Origin of the sequence: Burkholderia sp. BCC0044 (assembly GCF_902832955.1) — a bacterium.
GTDB lineage: Bacteria > Pseudomonadota > Gammaproteobacteria > Burkholderiales > Burkholderiaceae > Burkholderia.
Genome location: NZ_CADFDO010000005.1, coordinates 37,658 through 54,094, shown reverse-complemented (window position 1 = coordinate 54,094; position 16,437 = coordinate 37,658). Strand labels below are relative to the sequence as shown.

14 protein-coding genes are annotated in these 16,437 nt (G+C 67.2%); 12 read left to right on the top strand and 2 right to left on the bottom strand.

Annotated elements, in window-relative coordinates:
• Positions 1–55 precede the first annotated feature (55 nt).
• The 5 genes from HWX14_RS28205 (at position 56) to purU (ending at position 5,227) form a co-directional block, all read left to right on the top strand.
• Complete coding sequence (locus HWX14_RS28205) at positions 56–2,062, top strand: monovalent cation:proton antiporter family protein (protein WP_175885645.1); 2,007 nt, start codon at positions 56–58, stop codon at positions 2,060–2,062.
• A 77-nt stretch (positions 2,063–2,139) separates the two neighbouring features.
• Positions 2,140–2,706: an adenine phosphoribosyltransferase gene (locus HWX14_RS28200; protein WP_175885644.1), complete on the top strand. Its 567-nt coding sequence runs from the start codon at positions 2,140–2,142 to the stop codon at positions 2,704–2,706.
• 76 nt (positions 2,707–2,782) lie between these two features.
• On the top strand, positions 2,783–3,397 hold the full coding sequence (locus HWX14_RS28195; protein ID WP_175885643.1) for a LysE family translocator: 615 nt from the start codon (positions 2,783–2,785) through the stop codon (positions 3,395–3,397).
• Positions 3,398–3,402: 5 nt separating this feature from the next.
• Positions 3,403–4,269 (top strand): NUDIX hydrolase family protein, encoded by an 867-nt coding sequence (locus HWX14_RS28190; RefSeq protein ID WP_175885642.1) that lies wholly within the window; start codon positions 3,403–3,405, stop codon positions 4,267–4,269.
• Between the two features lie 73 nt (positions 4,270–4,342).
• Positions 4,343–5,227, top strand: coding sequence for a formyltetrahydrofolate deformylase (purU, locus tag HWX14_RS28185; protein ID WP_175885641.1), 885 nt, complete (start codon positions 4,343–4,345; stop codon positions 5,225–5,227).
• A gap of 92 nt (positions 5,228–5,319) precedes the next feature.
• Here the strand turns inward: purU and HWX14_RS28180 are convergent, their stop codons facing one another.
• Positions 5,320–6,402, bottom strand: coding sequence for a hypothetical protein (locus HWX14_RS28180; RefSeq protein ID WP_175885640.1), 1,083 nt, complete (start codon positions 6,400–6,402; stop codon positions 5,320–5,322).
• A 234-nt stretch (positions 6,403–6,636) separates the two neighbouring features.
• On the bottom strand, positions 6,637–9,522 hold the full coding sequence (gene uvrA / locus HWX14_RS28175; protein ID WP_175885639.1) for an excinuclease ABC subunit UvrA: 2,886 nt from the start codon (positions 9,520–9,522) through the stop codon (positions 6,637–6,639).
• A 262-nt stretch (positions 9,523–9,784) separates the two neighbouring features.
• On the opposite strand from uvrA, the gene HWX14_RS28170 reads away from it, so the two are divergent.
• The 7 genes from HWX14_RS28170 (at position 9,785) to HWX14_RS28140 (ending at position 16,328) form a co-directional block, all read left to right on the top strand.
• Positions 9,785–10,972 carry an MFS transporter gene (locus tag HWX14_RS28170; protein WP_175885638.1) on the top strand — a complete coding sequence of 396 codons (1,188 nt, stop codon included), beginning with the start codon at positions 9,785–9,787 and terminating at the stop codon, positions 10,970–10,972.
• Between the two features lie 101 nt (positions 10,973–11,073).
• Positions 11,074–11,619 carry a single-stranded DNA-binding protein gene (locus HWX14_RS28165; protein WP_175885637.1) on the top strand — a complete coding sequence of 182 codons (546 nt, stop codon included), beginning with the start codon at positions 11,074–11,076 and terminating at the stop codon, positions 11,617–11,619.
• Positions 11,620–11,741: 122 nt separating this feature from the next.
• Positions 11,742–12,272: a G/U mismatch-specific DNA glycosylase gene (gene mug / locus HWX14_RS28160; protein WP_175885636.1), complete on the top strand. Its 531-nt coding sequence runs from the start codon at positions 11,742–11,744 to the stop codon at positions 12,270–12,272.
• Complete coding sequence (locus HWX14_RS28155; RefSeq protein ID WP_175885635.1) at positions 12,259–12,882, top strand: DNA-3-methyladenine glycosylase; 624 nt, start codon at positions 12,259–12,261, stop codon at positions 12,880–12,882. Before mug ends, HWX14_RS28155 begins: the two co-directional genes overlap by 14 nt.
• Before the next feature lie 124 nt (positions 12,883–13,006).
• On the top strand, positions 13,007–13,771 hold the full coding sequence (locus HWX14_RS28150) for a ParA family protein (protein ID WP_175885634.1): 765 nt from the start codon (positions 13,007–13,009) through the stop codon (positions 13,769–13,771).
• Positions 13,772–14,270: 499 nt separating this feature from the next.
• Complete coding sequence (phaP, locus tag HWX14_RS28145) at positions 14,271–14,855, top strand: TIGR01841 family phasin (RefSeq protein ID WP_175885633.1); 585 nt, start codon at positions 14,271–14,273, stop codon at positions 14,853–14,855.
• A gap of 291 nt (positions 14,856–15,146) precedes the next feature.
• A complete protein-coding gene (locus tag HWX14_RS28140; RefSeq protein ID WP_175885632.1) occupies positions 15,147–16,328 on the top strand; it encodes an acetyl-CoA C-acetyltransferase in 1,182 nt (393 codons plus the stop codon).
• Positions 16,329–16,437: the final 109 nt, after the last annotated feature.

Genomic DNA, 16,437 nt, shown 5'->3' with positions numbered 1-16,437 from the left:
CGCCACCACCCGCGCCCGCATTGCCGTGGCCCCGACGAACGAGGACGCTTCGCCTGTGATTTCCCCGCTCGAAATGACCCTGCTGCTGCTGCTGGCCTCGGTGGTGGGCGTCGTCGTATTCCGCTCGCTGAACCTGCCGCCGATGCTCGGCTACCTGACCGTCGGCATCCTGGTCGGCCCGCACGCATTCGGCGTCGCGGCGGATCTCGAACGGGCCGAGCATCTCGCGGAATTCGGCGTGGTGTTCCTGATGTTTTCGATCGGCCTCGAATTCTCGTTGGCGAAGCTGAGGTCGATGCAGCGGCTCGTGTTCGGCCTCGGCCTATTGCAGGTCGTCGCGACCCTCGTGCTCGCGCTCGTGCTCGGCGTGCTGTTCGAGCACTGGGTGCATATCACGTGGCAGGGCAGCATCGCGCTCGGCGGCGCGCTCGCGATGTCGTCGACGGCGATCGTGTCGAAGATGCTCGCCGAGCGGCTCGAGATCGAGACCGAGCACGGCCGCAACATCTTCGGCGTGCTGCTGTTCCAGGATCTGGCGGTCGTGCCGCTGCTGATCGTGATCGCCGCGTTCGGCGCCGAATCGTCGAAGGATCTCGCGCTCACGCTCGGCTTCGCGGCGGTCAAGATCGTGATCGCGCTCACGCTGCTGCTCGTCATCGGCCAGCGCTTCATGACGCGCTGGCTCAACGTCGTCGCGCGGCGCCGCTCGCAGGAGCTGTTCGTGCTGAACCTGCTGCTCGTCACGCTCGGCGCCGCGTTCGTCACCGACCGCTTCGGCCTGTCGCTCGCGCTCGGCGCGTTCATCGCGGGGATGCTCATTTCCGAGACGCCGTTCCGCCATCAGGTGGAAGAGGACATCAAGCCGTTCCGCGACGTGCTGCTCGGCCTGTTCTTCGTGACGACGGGGATGCTGCTCGATCCGCGCGTGATCTGGGAGCATCCGTTGATCGTGCTGGGCTTCTTCGTCGGGCAGATCCTGTTCAAGGCGACGATGATCACCGGGCTCGCGCGGCTGTTCGGCGCGACGCCGGGCGTCGCGATGCGCACGGGCATCGGCCTCGCGCAGGCCGGCGAATTCGGCTTCGTGCTGCTGAACCTGATCCTCGACCGGCACCTCGTCGATTCGACGCTGCTGCAGGCGATCCTCGCGTCGATGCTGCTGTCGATGCTCGCCGCGCCGTTCCTGATCCAGAACGCGGACCGCATCGTGATGCGGCTGTCGTCGACCGAATGGATGCAGCAGTCGCTGCAGATGACGCGGATCGCGACGCAAAGCCTCAAGCAGCGCGGCCACGTGATCATCTGCGGCTACGGCCGCGCGGGCCAGAACCTCGCGCGCATGCTCGAGCAGGAAGGCATTTCGTACGTCGCGCTCGACCTCGACCCCGATCGCGTGAGCGCGGCCGCGACGGCCGGCGAATCGGTCGTGTTCGGCGACGCGGCGCGCCGCGAGTCGCTGCTCGCGGCCGGTATCCACCGCGCGGCGGCCGTCGCGATCACCTACGCGAACACGCCGTCCGCGCTGCGCGTGCTGCATCACGTGCACGAGCTGGAGCCGACGCTGCCGGCGATCGTGCGCACCGTCGACGATGCCGATCTCGAGAAGCTGCTCGCGGCCGGCGCGACCGAGGTGATTCCGGAGATCGTCGAAGGCAGCCTGATGCTCGCGTCGCATACGCTGGTGCTGGTCGGTGTGCCGATGCGCAAGGTCGTGCGGCGCGTCGAGGAGATGCGCGACGAGCGCTACAGCCTGCTGCGCGGCTATTTCCGCGGCGCGGACGATGCGGACGACGACGACCACGAGCAGGTGCGGCTACAATCGGTGCCGGTCGATGCGCGCGCGGACGCGGTCGGGCGTTCGCTGGAAGAACTCGGGCTGTACGCGCTCGGGCTGGAAGTCACGGCGATCCGCCGGCACGGCATCCGCGGCGTCGAACCCGATCCGCAGACCAAGCTGCGCGCGAGCGACATCGTGGTGCTGCGCGGGCTGCCCGAGGCGCTCGCGCTCGCGGAGGAGCGGTTGTCGCGCCATCGGCGCGATCCGCCGGCCGCCGCCGCGTGAGCCGCGATTCGCAACCTGACCCGTATTGATCAGAAACGGTGCCCGATCTTCGCGCACCGTTTTTTTCGGAGAGTTCCATGCCGCATTCGCCGCCGGGCGCACCGCTCGATCCGGTCGCCTTCATCCACAGCCAGATCCGCACGGTGTCCGACTGGCCGCAGCCGGGCGTGCAGTTCCGCGACATCACGACGCTGCTGCAGAGCCCGAAGGCGCTGCGCATCCTCGTCGACCTGTTCGTCGAACGCTATGTCGACGCGAAGCTCGACTACGTTGCGGGCCTCGACGCGCGCGGCTTCATCATCGCGCCGATCGTCGCGTACGAGCTGAGCGTCGGCTTCGTGCCGATCCGCAAGGTCGGCAAGCTGCCGTACAAGACGCGTTCGGAGTCGTACGACCTCGAATACGGCAGCGCGACGGTCGAGATCCACGAAGATGCGTGCAAGCCCGGCGATCGCGTGATCATCATGGACGACCTGATCGCGACCGGCGGCACGATGATGGCGGGGTGCAACCTGCTGCAGCGGCTCGGCGCGGAGGTCGTCGAAGGCGCGGCGATCATCGACCTGCCCGATCTCGGCGGCTCGACGCTGTTGCGCGACGCCGGACTGCCGGTCTATACCGTTACCGAATTCCCCGGCCACTGAACGCCGGCCCGTCGGGGCTTGCCGTCCCGGCTGGCCTTGGTTCACCGCTTGGTTCATCTTCCGCAGCGAGGTCACGATGCCCAACTTCATGCTGTTTCTCGCCACGTCGATCGCGATCACGTTCGCGCCGGGGCCCGACAACCTGCAGGTGCTCGCTCGCGGCATCTCGCAGGGGCGCGCGGCTGGCTTCGTCGCCGCGCTCGGCTTCACGGCGGGGATCCTGTTCCACACGACGCTCGCGGCGCTCGGCGTCGCGGCCGTGCTGCGCTCGTCGCCGGTCGCGTTCCAGATCCTGAAGCTCGCGGGCGCCGCGTATCTCGTGTGGATCGGCATCAAGGCGCTGCGCAGCCAGGGGCTCGCGAACGCGCATGCGCGCCCGCCGCAGCCGCTCGCCACGATTTTCCGGCAGAGCGTGATCGGCAACCTGATGAACCCGAAGGTCACGCTGTTCTTCGTCGTGTTCCTGCCGCAGTTCGTCGATCCGCACGGCGCGCAGAGCGTGACGCTGCAGATGTTCGAGCTCGGCGCGCTGTTCATGCTGCAGACGGCCGCGGTCTTCTCGCTGTTCGGCGTCGGCGCGGGCATGATCGGCGCATGGCTGAAGCGCCGCCCGAAGGCCGGCGTGTGGCTCGACCGGATCGCCGGCGCGACGTTCATCGCGATCGGCATTCGCGTCGCGCTGAAGGATTGATGACGATGACGTTTCCGTGCATCGCGGCTGCGCGCCGCTTCGATCCGGCCGCGCACCTGCGTTTCGAGATCGCCGGCCAGGCGGTCGGCTGGGTGCGCCGCCAGGACGTCGCGAAGCTCGCGCGCTGGCCCGACGTGTTCGAGCTGACCGCCGAGCGCGTCGTGCTGTCGGCGCGCTACGATTCGGTCGACGCGCGCAGCATGGCGCTCGCCAGCGCGATCGGCGCGCTCGCGGCCGAAGGCGCGATTCCCGGCTGGCGCGACGAGATCTACGCGATCCGCAACCGCTTCGACGATCCGCCGCTCGCGTACATCGAGCGCGCCGCGTCGCGCTTCTTCGGCACGCAGACCTATGCGGTGCACGTGAACGGCATCGTAGAATATGCGGTTACGCCGGGCGAGCCGCCCGTCGCGGCCGCGCCGAAGATGTGGCTCGGCCGTCGCAGCGCGACCAAGGCCACCGACCCCGGCATGCTCGACAACGTCGTCGCGGGCGGGATCGGCTGGGGGCTGGGCGTTCACGAGACGCTCGCGAAGGAGTGCTGGGAAGAAGCCGGCATTCCGGCCGACCTGGCGGCGCGCGCGATCGCGGGCCGCACCGTGCAGGTGCTGAACGCGCTGCCGGAAGGCACGCAGTCGGAACTGATCTTCGTGTACGACCTGCCGCTGCCGCACGACTTCGCGCCGCGCAACCAGGACGGCGAAGTGGCCGAGCACCTGCTGGCCGGCGTGCCCGAGGTGATCGGCTGGCTGCGCGAAGGCCGCGCGACGATGGATGCGAGCCTCGCGACGCTCGACACGCTGCTGCGCCACCGCTGGATTGCGGCGGCCGACGCGGCCGGCATCGACGCGCTGTTCGTGCCGGCTGCATGACGCGCGCCGCGACGCGCGGCTCGCGGCGCGCACGGGCAATTTGACGAATACGGAAACAATGGGAGTAGCGGTCATGCCGACCGATCACAGCTTTATCTTGAAACTGTCGTGCCCCGACCGGCACGGCATCGTCCATGCGGTCTCGGGCTTCCTGTTCGAGCGCAACCACAACATCCTCGATTCCGCGCAGTTCGGCGACAGCCGCACCAGCGAGTTCTTCATGCGCGTGCACTTCGAGCAGGACGGCGGCGGCGTGGATGCCGCGTCGGCGCTCGACACGCTTCGCAAGGAATTCGCGCCGCTCGCCGAACAGTTCGCGATGCGCTGGGAGCTGCACGATGCGGCCGTGAAGCCGCGCGTCGTGATCATGGTGTCGAAGATCGGCCACTGCCTGAACGACCTGCTGTTCCGCTATCGCACCGGCCAGCTGCCGATCGAGATTCCGGCGATCGTGTCGAACCACAAGGAGTTCTACCAGCTCGCCGCGAGCTACAACATTCCGTTCCATCACTTCCCGCTGATCGGCGGTTCGTCCGATGCCGCGAAGGCCGCGCAGGAAGCACGCGTGCTGGAGGTGATCGACGAGCATCAGGCCGATCTCGTCGTGCTCGCGCGCTACATGCAGATCCTGTCGCCGAACATGTGCGAGCAGCTCGCCGGGCGCGCGATCAACATCCACCATTCGTTCCTGCCGAGCTTCAAGGGCGCGAAGCCTTACTACCAGGCGTTCGACCGCGGCGTGAAGCTGATCGGCGCGACCGCGCACTACGTGACGACCGATCTCGACGAAGGCCCGATCATCGAGCAGGAAGTCGAGCGCGTCGACCACAGCATGACGCCCGACCAGCTGACCGCGATCGGCCGCGACGTCGAGTGCGTGACGCTCGCGCGCGCGGTGAAGTGGCACGTCGAGCACCGGATCGTGCTGAACGGGACGAAGACGGTCGTGTTCCGCTGATCCGTCGGCCCCGACAGGCCGGCTCCATCAGCGAAAACGCCGCGCCCTTCACGGGGCGCGGCGTTTTTGTTTGCCGTTGGCGAGCGGTGGCTTCAGATCAGCCGCAGCAGGTACAGTTCGCGTTTCAGGTACGCATAGAAGATCGGCGCGGCGATCACGCCCGGCAGCCCGAACGCGGCCTCCATGATCAGCATCGCGAGCAGCAGCTCCCACGCGCGCGACTCGATCTGGCCGCCGATGATCTTCGCGTTCAGGAAGTATTCGAGCTTGTGGATGACCACGAGGAACGCGAGCGACGCGATCGCGGTGCCCATGCTGACCGACAGCGACACCGCGACGATCAGCGTATTCGAGATCAGGTTGCCGATCACGGGCAGCAGGCCGACGATGAACGTGACGAGCACGAGCGTTTTCGACAGCGGCAGCCGCTGATGGAAGATCGGCAGCGCGACGAGCAGGTAGATGCCGGTGAAGGCCGCGTTGATCGCAGAGATCTTGATCTGCGCGAACACGATGCGGCGGAACGCGTCGGCGAAGCGCGACACGCGCGTGACGAGCGCGGTCGACAGCGGCCGGCGCGCCTTGTCCTGCTCGACGCCGATCGCGATCATCGCGCCGATGATCATCCCGAACAGCACGTGACCGAAGCCGCGCGCGACGCTCTTGCCGCTTTGCTGGAGCTGGTCCATGTGCGAGTGCATCAGCACGGCGGCCTTCGTCTTCATCTGTTCGACGTCGACGGGCAGCAGGTTCGCGATCCAGGCCGGCGTGCGCGCGCGGGTCTGCTCGACGATCTGCATCAGCTGGCCGAGCAGGCTCTGCAGGTTCGGCACCGTATGCTCGAAATGCTCGATGATGGCGAGCGTCAGGCCGGTGAGCGCGCCGACGATCGCGATCGACAGCAGCACGACCGCGACCCAGCGCGCGCGCATGCTGGTGGTATGGCGTTCGATCACGGGTGCGATCGTGTGGATCAACTGATAGACCAGCAGGCCGGCCAGCATCCCGCCGAGCAGCTTGAGCTCGAGGACGAGCCACATCATGACGAGCGCGAAGAGATAGCTGCCGATCTCGAGTGCCGACAGCTTCGGCAGGCTCAAGTCGCTCGTCAGCCGCACGCTGCGCAGGTGCGGCTCGCGGTTCTGCGCGTCGCGCGACTCTTGTTGCTTCTCCATCGTGGATTCCTGTTGTCCCTGTGTCGTGCCGCGCGGCACGCGGCAGAGCGCGGGTCGCCGGGCGCCGCACCGGATTGGTGCGGATGACGAACCTTACGACCGTAAAGTATAGCTGCCATTATGGGCCGCAAACGGGCCGTTTGGCGCGTGGTGTAAACGCAGAAGGGAAAACGAGGGGGCGCGGCCAGCCCTCGGCGCGCGGCCAGGCGGCCGCGCGCGGTAAGGGCGGGGGCGTCAGCCGGCCGCGACTTTGCGGGTCGGACGCTTGAGCAGCGGCGCGAGGTACTTGCCGGTGAAGCTCGCCTTCGTCTTCGCGACCTGCTCGGGCGTGCCCTGCGCGATGATCTGGCCGCCGCCGGCGCCGCCTTCGGGGCCGAGGTCGATCACCCAGTCGGCCGTCTTGATCACGTCGAGGTTGTGCTCGATGATCACGACCGTGTTGCCCTGGTCGCGCAGCCGGTGGATCACTTCCAGCAGCAGCGCGATGTCGTGGAAGTGCAGGCCGGTGGTGGGCTCGTCGAGGATGTACAGCGTGCGGCCGGTGTCGCGCTTCGACAGCTCCAGCGACAGCTTCACGCGCTGCGCCTCGCCGCCCGACAGCGTCGTGGCCGACTGGCCGAGGCGGATGTAGCCGAGGCCGACGTCGAGCAGCGTCTTCAGCTTGCGCGCAATGACCGGCACCGCGCTGAAGAACTCGTACGCGTGCTCGACCGTCATGTCGAGCACTTCACTGATGTTCTTGCCCTTGTAGTGCACTTCGAGCGTTTCGCGGTTGTAGCGCTTGCCGTGGCACACGTCGCACGGCACGTAGACGTCCGGCAAGAAGTGCATCTCGACCTTCAGCACGCCGTCGCCCTGACACGATTCGCAGCGGCCGCCCTTCACGTTGAACGAGAAGCGGCCCGGATCGTAGCCGCGCTCCTTCGACGTCGGCACGCCCGAGAACAATTCGCGGATCGGCGTGAACAGGCCCGTGTAGGTGGCCGGGTTCGAACGCGGCGTGCGGCCGATCGGCGACTGGTCGACGTTGATCACCTTGTCGAAGTGCTCGAGGCCCTCGATCGCCTCGTGCGGCGCCGGCTCGGCCGACGAACCGTACAGGTGGCGCGCGACCGCGTGATACAGCGTGTCGTTGATCAGCGTCGACTTGCCGGAGCCCGACACGCCGGTGATGCAGGTCAGGAGCCCGACCGGCAGCTCGAGATCGACGTGCTTCAGGTTGTTGCCGTGCGCGTCGACGATGCGCAGCATCCGCTCCGGATCGGGCGCGAGCCGCTCGTCCGGATACTCGATCACGCGCTTGCCGACGAGGTATTGGCCGGTCAGCGACTGCGGGTTCGACTGCACCTGCTTCGGTGTGCCTTCGGCCACCACGACGCCGCCGTGCTCGCCCGCGCCGGGGCCCATGTCGACGACGTAGTCGGCCGTGCGGATCATGTCCTCGTCGTGCTCGACGACGATCACCGAATTGCCGAGGTCGCGCAGATGCTTGAGCGTCGCGATCAGGCGGTCGTTGTCGCGCTGGTGCAGGCCGATCGACGGCTCGTCGAGCACGTACATCACGCCCGTGAGCCCCGAGCCGATCTGCGACGCGAGCCGGATGCGCTGCGCCTCGCCGCCCGACAGCGTCTCGGCGCTGCGCTCGAGCGACAGGTAATCGAGGCCGACGTTGTTCAGGAACGTCAGGCGCGCGACGATTTCCTTGATCACCTTGTCGGCGATCTCGCGCTTCGCGCCGTCGAGCGTCAGCCCGTCGAAATAGCCGAGCGCGTCGCGCAGCGGCCAGCCGCTGATTTCATAGATGCCGCGCGCGTAGTCGCCGGTGCCGATCCGCACGTGGCGCGCCTCGCGGCGCAGGCGTGTGCCGTCGCAGGACGGGCACGGCTGGTTGTTCTGGTACTTCGACAGCTCTTCGCGCACCGCGACCGAATCGGTCTCGCGGTAGCGGCGTTCGAGGTTCGGGATGATCCCCTCGAACACGTGCTCGCGGATCGTCGTGCGGCCGCGCTCGTTGATGTACGAGAACGGGATCGTCTGCTTGCCCGAACCGAACAGCAGCACCTTGCGGATCTTTTCGGGGAGATCCTCGAACGCGGCGTCGATGTCGAATTCGTAGAACGCCGCGAGGCTCTGCAGCATCTGGAAGTAGAACTGGTTGCGGCGGTCCCAGCCCTTCACCGCGCCGGCGGCCAGCGACAGCGACGGGTGCGCGACGACCCGCTTCGGGTCGAAGAACGTGATCTGGCCGAGGCCGTCGCATTCCGGGCACGCGCCCATCGGGTTGTTGAACGAGAACAGGCGCGGCTCGAGCTCCTGCAGCGAGTACGAGCAGATCGGGCACGCGAACTTCGAGCTGAACAGGTGCTCGCGGTCGGTATCCATTTCCAGCGCGATCGCGCGGCCGTCGGCGAGGCGCAGCGCCGTCTCGAACGATTCGGCGAGCCGCTGCTTCATGTCCGGGCGCACCTTCAGGCGATCGACGACGACGTCGATCGTGTGCTTGTCGTTCTTCTTCAGCTTCGGCAGCGACTCGACCTCGTAGATCTTCGCGACGCCTTCGTTCGCGGTGCCGCCGCCCGAGCGCACGCGAAAGCGCACGAAGCCCTGCGCCTGCATCTCCTCGAACAGCTCGGCGTGCTCGCCCTTGCGGTTCGCGACGACGGGCGCGAGGATCATCAGCTTGGTTTCCTCGGGCAGCGCGAGCGCCGCGTCGACCATCTGCGACACGCTCTGCGCCTCGAGCGGGATGTCGTGGTCGGGGCAGTACGGCGTGCCGACACGTGCGTACAAAAGTCGCAGGTAGTCGTGGATTTCCGTGACCGTGCCGACGGTCGAACGCGGGTTGTGGGACGTCGCCTTCTGCTCGATCGAGATCGCCGGCGACAGCCCCTCGATCAGGTCGACGTCGGGCTTCTCCATCAGCTGCAGGAACTGCCGGGCGTACGCGGACAGGCTTTCCACGTAGCGGCGCTGGCCCTCGGCATAAAGGGTGTCGAACGCGAGCGACGACTTGCCCGACCCGGACAACCCGGTAATCACGACCAGTTTGTGGCGCGGCAGGTCGAGATTGACGTTTTTCAGGTTGTGGGTGCGTGCCCCACGGATACGGATCTGTTCCATGAACCTGGCGAAAATGGAGGGAACCAAACCTGCTACTATAACGGCTTTTCGAGACCGTCGTTTACGGCCCCCAGCCTTTACAGCAGGTGGCAGCAAGGCGACGCCTGCGCCGGGGAAAGCGGTCGCGCCGCACGTTCCGGGCGGCCCGCAGGCCGCCTGCATCCGGCCCCGACGTGTCGCCGAAAGGCCGCCCGGCCGCCGGTCCTGATCTCCCGCCGCCCGCTGCCGGGCGGACATTCCGATCATTCGAAATTCATTCCCGATGTCCAATCCGTCTGCCACGTCTTCCCGCATGACTGCGCCCGAACTGCGCGCGACCACGTCGCTCGCGGCGATCTTCGCGTTGCGCATGCTCGGCCTGTTCATGATCATGCCGGTGTTCTCGGTCTACGCGAAAACCATCCCGGGCGGCGACAACGTGCTGCTCGTCGGGGTCGCGCTCGGGGCCTACGGCGTCACGCAGTCGCTGTTCTATATCTTCTACGGCTGGGCGTCCGACAAGTTCGGCCGCAAGCCGGTGATCGCCACCGGCCTCGTGATCTTCGCGCTCGGCAGTTTCGTCGCCGCGTTCGCGCACGACATCACGTGGATCATCGTCGGCCGCGTGATCCAGGGGATGGGCGCCGTGTCGTCGGCGGTGCTCGCGTTCATCGCCGACCTGACCTCCGAGCAGAACCGCACGAAGGCGATGGCGATGGTCGGCGGCTCGATCGGCGTGTCGTTCGCGGTCGCGATCGTCGGCGCGCCGATCGTGTTCCACTGGGTCGGGATGAGCGGGCTGTTCGCGATCGTCGGCGCGCTGTCGATCCTCGCGATCGGCGTCGTGCTGTGGATCGTGCCCGACGCGGCGAAGCCCGTGCACGTGCCCGCGCCGTTCGCCGAGGTGCTGCACAACGTCGAGCTGCTGCGCCTGAACTTCGGCGTGCTGGTGCTGCACGCGACGCAGACGGCGCTGTTCCTCGTCGTGCCGCGCCTGCTGGTGGACGGCGGGCTGCCGGTCGCCGCGCACTGGAAGGTCTACCTGCCGGTGATGGGGCTCGCGTTCGTGATGATGGTGCCGGCGATCATCGTCGCGGAAAAACGGGGCAAGATGAAGCCGGTGCTGCTCGGCGGCATTCTGGCTATCCTGATCGGCCAATTGTTGCTCGGCAGCGCACCGCATACCATTCTGATTGTGGCGGCGATCCTGTTCGTGTACTTCCTCGGGTTCAACATCCTGGAAGCGTCGCAGCCGTCGCTCGTGTCGAAGCTCGCGCCGGGTTCGCGCAAGGGCGCGGCCACGGGCGTCTACAACACCACGCAGTCGATCGGGCTCGCGCTCGGCGGCATCGTGGGCGGCTGGCTGCTGAAGCACGGCGGCGCGAACACGGTGTTTTATACCTGTTCGGGGCTCGTTGCCGCGTGGCTTATAATCGCGGCCAGCATGAAAGCGCCGCCGCGCAAGGCCTGAATCTTGTTTCGGGCAGGCATCGGCAGCGCGCCGGCTTGCCCCGGCGGGCCGTTCCGGCGATACACGCGGGCGGCCCCGCATCGAATTTACTGGAGAAACACATGGCATCCGTCAACAAGGTCATCCTCGTCGGCAACCTCGGCGCCGATCCTGAAGTCCGTTACCTGCCGAGCGGCGACGCGGTTGCGAACATCCGTCTCGCGACGACCGACCGCTACAAGGACAAGGCGAGCGGCGATTTCAAGGAAATGACCGAGTGGCATCGCGTCGCGTTCTTCGGCCGTCTGGCGGAGATCGTCAGCGAATACCTGAAGAAGGGTTCGTCGGTCTATATCGAAGGCCGCATCCGTACGCGCAAGTGGCAGGGCCAGGACGGCCAGGACCGTTACTCGACCGAAATCGTCGCCGAACAGATGCAGATGCTCGGCGGCCGCGGCGGTTCGGGCGGCGGTGGCGGCGGTGACGAAGGCGGTTATGGCGGCGGCTACGGTGGTGGCGGCGGTCGCGGCGAGCAGGCGGAGCGCGGCGGTGGCGGCGGCCGTGCCAGCGGCGCAGCGCGTGGCGGTGCGGGTGGCGGCGGCCAGAGCCGTCCGAGCGCACCGGCCGGCGGCGGCTTCGACGAGATGGACGACGATATTCCGTTCTAACCGCAAGTCGCACCCTCGCATCACGATGGGCCCGAACGTCCGAGTCAAGCCAGCTGCTTGGCCCGGGTTTTCGGGCCTTGCTTCGTTTACGTCGTTCCTGCACGCCGCTCTCCGGATCAAACGTGGCTGACGCACTCCCCGACCTCATCGCGCCCCATCTCGACGTCCTGTTCTGCGGAATCAATCCCGGCCTGGTCGCGGCCGCGACCGGCCATCACTTCGCGGGGCGAAACAACCGCTTCTGGCGCGTAATCTATCTCGCGGGCTTCACGCCGACGGAGCTTTCGCCGCAGGACGACCGCGCGATACTCCGGTACGGCTGCGGGCTGACGGCCGTGGTGTCGCGGCCGACCGCGAGGGCCGATCAACTGTCGCGCGCGGAATTCGCGGCCGCGGCCGCCGGCTTCGAACAGAAGGTCGCGCAGCATGCACCGCGCTTCGTCGCGTTTCTCGGCAAGGCGGCGTATTCGGCGCTGTCGGGGCAACGGGAAGTCGCGTGGGGATTGCAGCCGGCCCGCATCGGGCACGCACGCGTGTGGGTGCTCCCCAACCCCAGCGGCAGAAACCTCGCATTCGGGCTCGACGACCTGGTCGACGCGTATCGCGAGCTTCATCTCGCGGCGGCGACGGAGAGGCACGATGCGACGCAGTAAGGCGGCGGCTGCGTGGCCGGGCGTCATCGTGCCGCGCGCGTTCTTCAACCGCATGGCCACCGAAGTCGCGCCGCAACTGCTCAACAAGATTCTCGCGGCAGCGGACGGCCGGACCGGCCGCATCGTCGAAGTGGAAGCGTATGCGGGCGCGCTCGATCCGGCCGCGCACACCTATCGCGGCAAGACGCCGCGCAACGCGACGATGTTCGGCCCGCCCGGGCACTTCTACGTGTATTTCACGTACGGCATGCACTGGTGCTGCAACTGCGTGTGCGGCCCGGACGGCGCGGGAACCGGCGTGCTGATCCGTGCGCTGGAACCGCTGCACGGGCTCGACCAGATGCGGGCGGCGCGGCCGCCGCGCACGCGCGATCGCGACCTGTGCCGCGGGCCGGCGCGGCTGACGCAGGCGATGGGGATCGGCGGTGCGCAGGATGGCGTCGACCTGGTCGGCGCGCGCGACGGGTTCGCGATCGTCGACGACGGGATGGCGCCGCCGGCCGATCTGGCGGGCGGGCCGCGCATCGGCATTCGCGTCGGCCAGGATCTGCCGTGGCGGTGGAGCGTGCCCGGCAACCGATACGTATCGGGCGCGGTGCCGCGCATCTGACGCGTGGCGCGCCGCAGTCGCGTACAAGTCGCGTATCAGCCGCGCACAATTCGACCTGCGTCACGCGGTCGCCATTATTGACCGGCTAAGCTCACCGTTTCGACGTTTCGATCGAGGGGGCACCATGCGGCGGGTCGTATTCAACCAAAAGGGCGGCGTGGGCAAGTCGACGATCGTCTGCAACCTGGCGGCGATCAGCGCGAGCGAAGGACTGCGCACGCTCGTCATCGATCTCGATGCGCAGGCGAACTCGACGCGCTACCTGCTCGGCGACGCCGCGGCCGATGCGCAACCGGGCGTCGCCGGCTTCTTCGAAACCGCGCTGACCTTCAACTTCCGCCCGGTCGACGTCGCGTCGTTCATCCACGCGACCCCGTTCGACGGGCTCGACGTGATGCCCGCGCATCCGGATCTCGACACGCTGCACGGCAAGCTCGAATCGCGCTACAAGATCTACAAGCTGCGCGACGCGCTGAACGAGCTCGACATGTACGACGCCATATACATCGACACGCCGCCCGCGCTGAATTTCTATACGCGCTCGGCGCTGATCGCGGTCGAGCGCTGCCTGATCCCGTTCGACTGCGACGATTTCTCGCGCCGCGCGCTGTACACGCTGCTCGAGAACGTGAAGGAGATCCAGCAGGACCACAACGCGGCGCTCGAGGTGGAAGGGATCGTCATCAACCAGTTCCAGCCGCGCGCGAGCCTGCCGCAACGGCTGGTCGACGAGCTCGTCGACGAAGGGCTGCCGGTGCTCGCGTCGCGGCTGTCCGCATCGGTGAAGATCCGCGAATCGCATCAGCAGTCGACGCCGGTGATCCATCTCGAGCCGGCGCACAAGCTCGCGCAGGAGTTCCGCGCACTGCATCGCGAACTGGCCGGCTGAGCCCGCGCGCGACCGTATCGACCGAGGCCGCTTCGAGCGGCCTTTTTTTCGCGACCGGCGATTCGTCCGATTATTGATTTCGTCGTTAGTAATGCAGAAAACGATTTCATAATAAATTGCGAAAAAACGATTACATAAACCGTCGATCCATTTTCAATGGAGGCCGGTTTTCTAATAATCTGAATAATGGACTGGTAAATGTTGCGCGACGTCATGATGCGCTATGCTGTAAAGAGGTAAAAAGGCATTGCGGGTCGGAGCGGACGATATCCTGTCTGATATTTCGGCGCGCCCCGAGGCACGGCGGTCGCTTCAAAGGGTAATAAGGGTTTATACCTATCATTAATGCCACTTAATTGACAATTAATCGATCTAGAATGACTTCCTTCAACTTCCCGTGCCCAAACAGGTAGCGGGTTGCCAATAAGGAAGCGACTGTCGATCCAGCTTCCATTTTTCGTTACGTTTGTCTCTCGCATTGCTAACAGGAGCGTGCCCGATGTCCGTATTTGCCCCCGAAAAACTCACCGCCGATTATCAATCCGGTATCGCCGCGTGGTTTGCGATCGCCCGTCCGGCGATCCACGGTTTCGAGGCTGTCGTCGAACTCAACCTGCAAGCGGCCCGGACGGCGCTCGAGGAATACGAGGACAAGCTGAAGAACGCGTTCAGCAGCAGCAACCCGGCCGCGGGCTTCGCGCAGCAGGTCGCGGCGCCGCAGGAAGCGGCCGGCAAGGTCGTGTCGTACGGCCGCCATCTGTTCGACATCGCGGTGTCGACGCAGTCCGAATGGGCGAAGGTCGCGCAGGCGCAATACGAACAGAACGACAAGCGCCTGAAGGACGTGCTCGGCGAACTGTCGAAGCACGCACCGGCCGGCTCGGCACCGGTGGTGGCCGCGCTGAATTCGGCGCTGTCCGCGGCGAGCGCCGCGGCCGACTCCGTGCGTGCAGCGACGGGGCAGGCGATCGAAGCGGCGCAGAGCGGCTTCGATGCGGTCAGCGAAACGGCCACGCGCGGCGCCAAGCAGACGGCCGCCGCCGCGCGCAAGGACGCAGCGGCGGCGCGCGAATCGGCCGCGTAACCGCGTGAAGGCGTGTCGCGCGCAGGCGCGACACGATTGATCGGCGCCGGATGGCGTCGGACGCCGCGTGTGCCACGCGGGGTTCGGCACACGTCCGGTTCGCCGCAAGACGCCCGTGCACGGTTGCCCGTGCCGCGGTGTGCCGTGCCGCCCGTGCGAACGAATGCTGCCCGCCGATACGGCGGCGTGCGACCGCGCTCGCGCCGGGTGGCCCGGTGCACGCCATCGCTGCGGGCAGCCGCCTCGTGCCGGCGTCACCACGACGAACTGATTTCGATGCAGGAACTGAACATGACGGATGTAGTGATCGTATCGGCCGCGCGGACCGCGGTCGGCAAATTCGGCGGCTCGCTCGCGAAGATTGCGGCGCCCGAACTGGGCGCGACGGTGATCCGCGCGGTGCTGGAGCGTGCGGGCGTGAAGCCCGAGCAGGTCAGCGAAGTGATCATGGGCCAGGTGCTGACGGCCGGCTCGGGGCAGAACCCCGCGCGCCAGTCGCTGATCAAGGCGGGGCTGCCGACGGCCGTGCCGGGCATGACGATCAACAAGGTGTGCGGCTCGGGCCTGAAGGCCGTGATGCTGGCGGCGAACGCGATCGTCGCGGGCGACGCGGACATCGTGATCGCAGGCGGCCAGGAGAACATGAGCGCGTCGCCGCACGTGCTGCCGGGCTCGCGCGACGGGTTCCGGATGGGCGACGCGAAGCTGGTCGACACGATGATCGTCGACGGTCTGTGGGACGTGTACAACCAGTACCACATGGGCATCACGGCGGAGAACGTCGCGAAGGAATACGGGATCACGCGCGAAGAGCAGGACGCGTTCGCGGCGCTGTCGCAGAACAAGGCGGAAGCCGCGCAGAAGGCCGGCTGTTTCGACGACGAGATCGTGCCGGTGTCGATCCCGCAACGCAAGGGCGAGCCGCTGCAGTTCGCGACCGACGAGTTCGTGCGTCACGGCGTGACGGCGGAGTCGCTGGCCGGGCTGAAGCCGGCGTTCTCGAAGGAAGGCTCGGTGACGGCGGCGAACGCGTCGGGGCTGAACGACGGCGCGGCGGCGGTGCTGGTGATGTCGGCGCAGAAGGCGGCGGCCTTGGGGCTGACGCCGCTGGCGCGGATCAAGGCGTACGCGAACGCGGGCGTGGACCCGAGCGTGATGGGCATGGGCCCGGTGCCGGCGTCGCGCCGTGCGCTGGAGCGCGCGGGCTGGACGCCGGGCGACCTGGACCTGATGGAGATCAACGAAGCGTTCGCGGCGCAGGCGCTGGCGGTGCACAAGCAGATGGGCTGGGACACGTCGAAGGTGAACGTGAACGGCGGGGCGATCGCGATCGGGCATCCGATCGGCGCGTCGGGCTGCCGGATCCTGGTGACGCTGCTGCACGAGATGGTCAAGCGCGACGCGAAGCGCGGGCTGGCGTCGCTGTGCATCGGCGGCGGGATGGGCGTCGCGCTCGCGGTCGAGCGCGTCTGAGCAGCGGCCTGACGACACGGTTCGCTTGCGGCGCGGGCCAGCGCCGCGGGCGAGCGAGGTAGTTTTCGCGCAACACAGGTAGTCAACGACAAGCGCGAGGTGCCGGTGC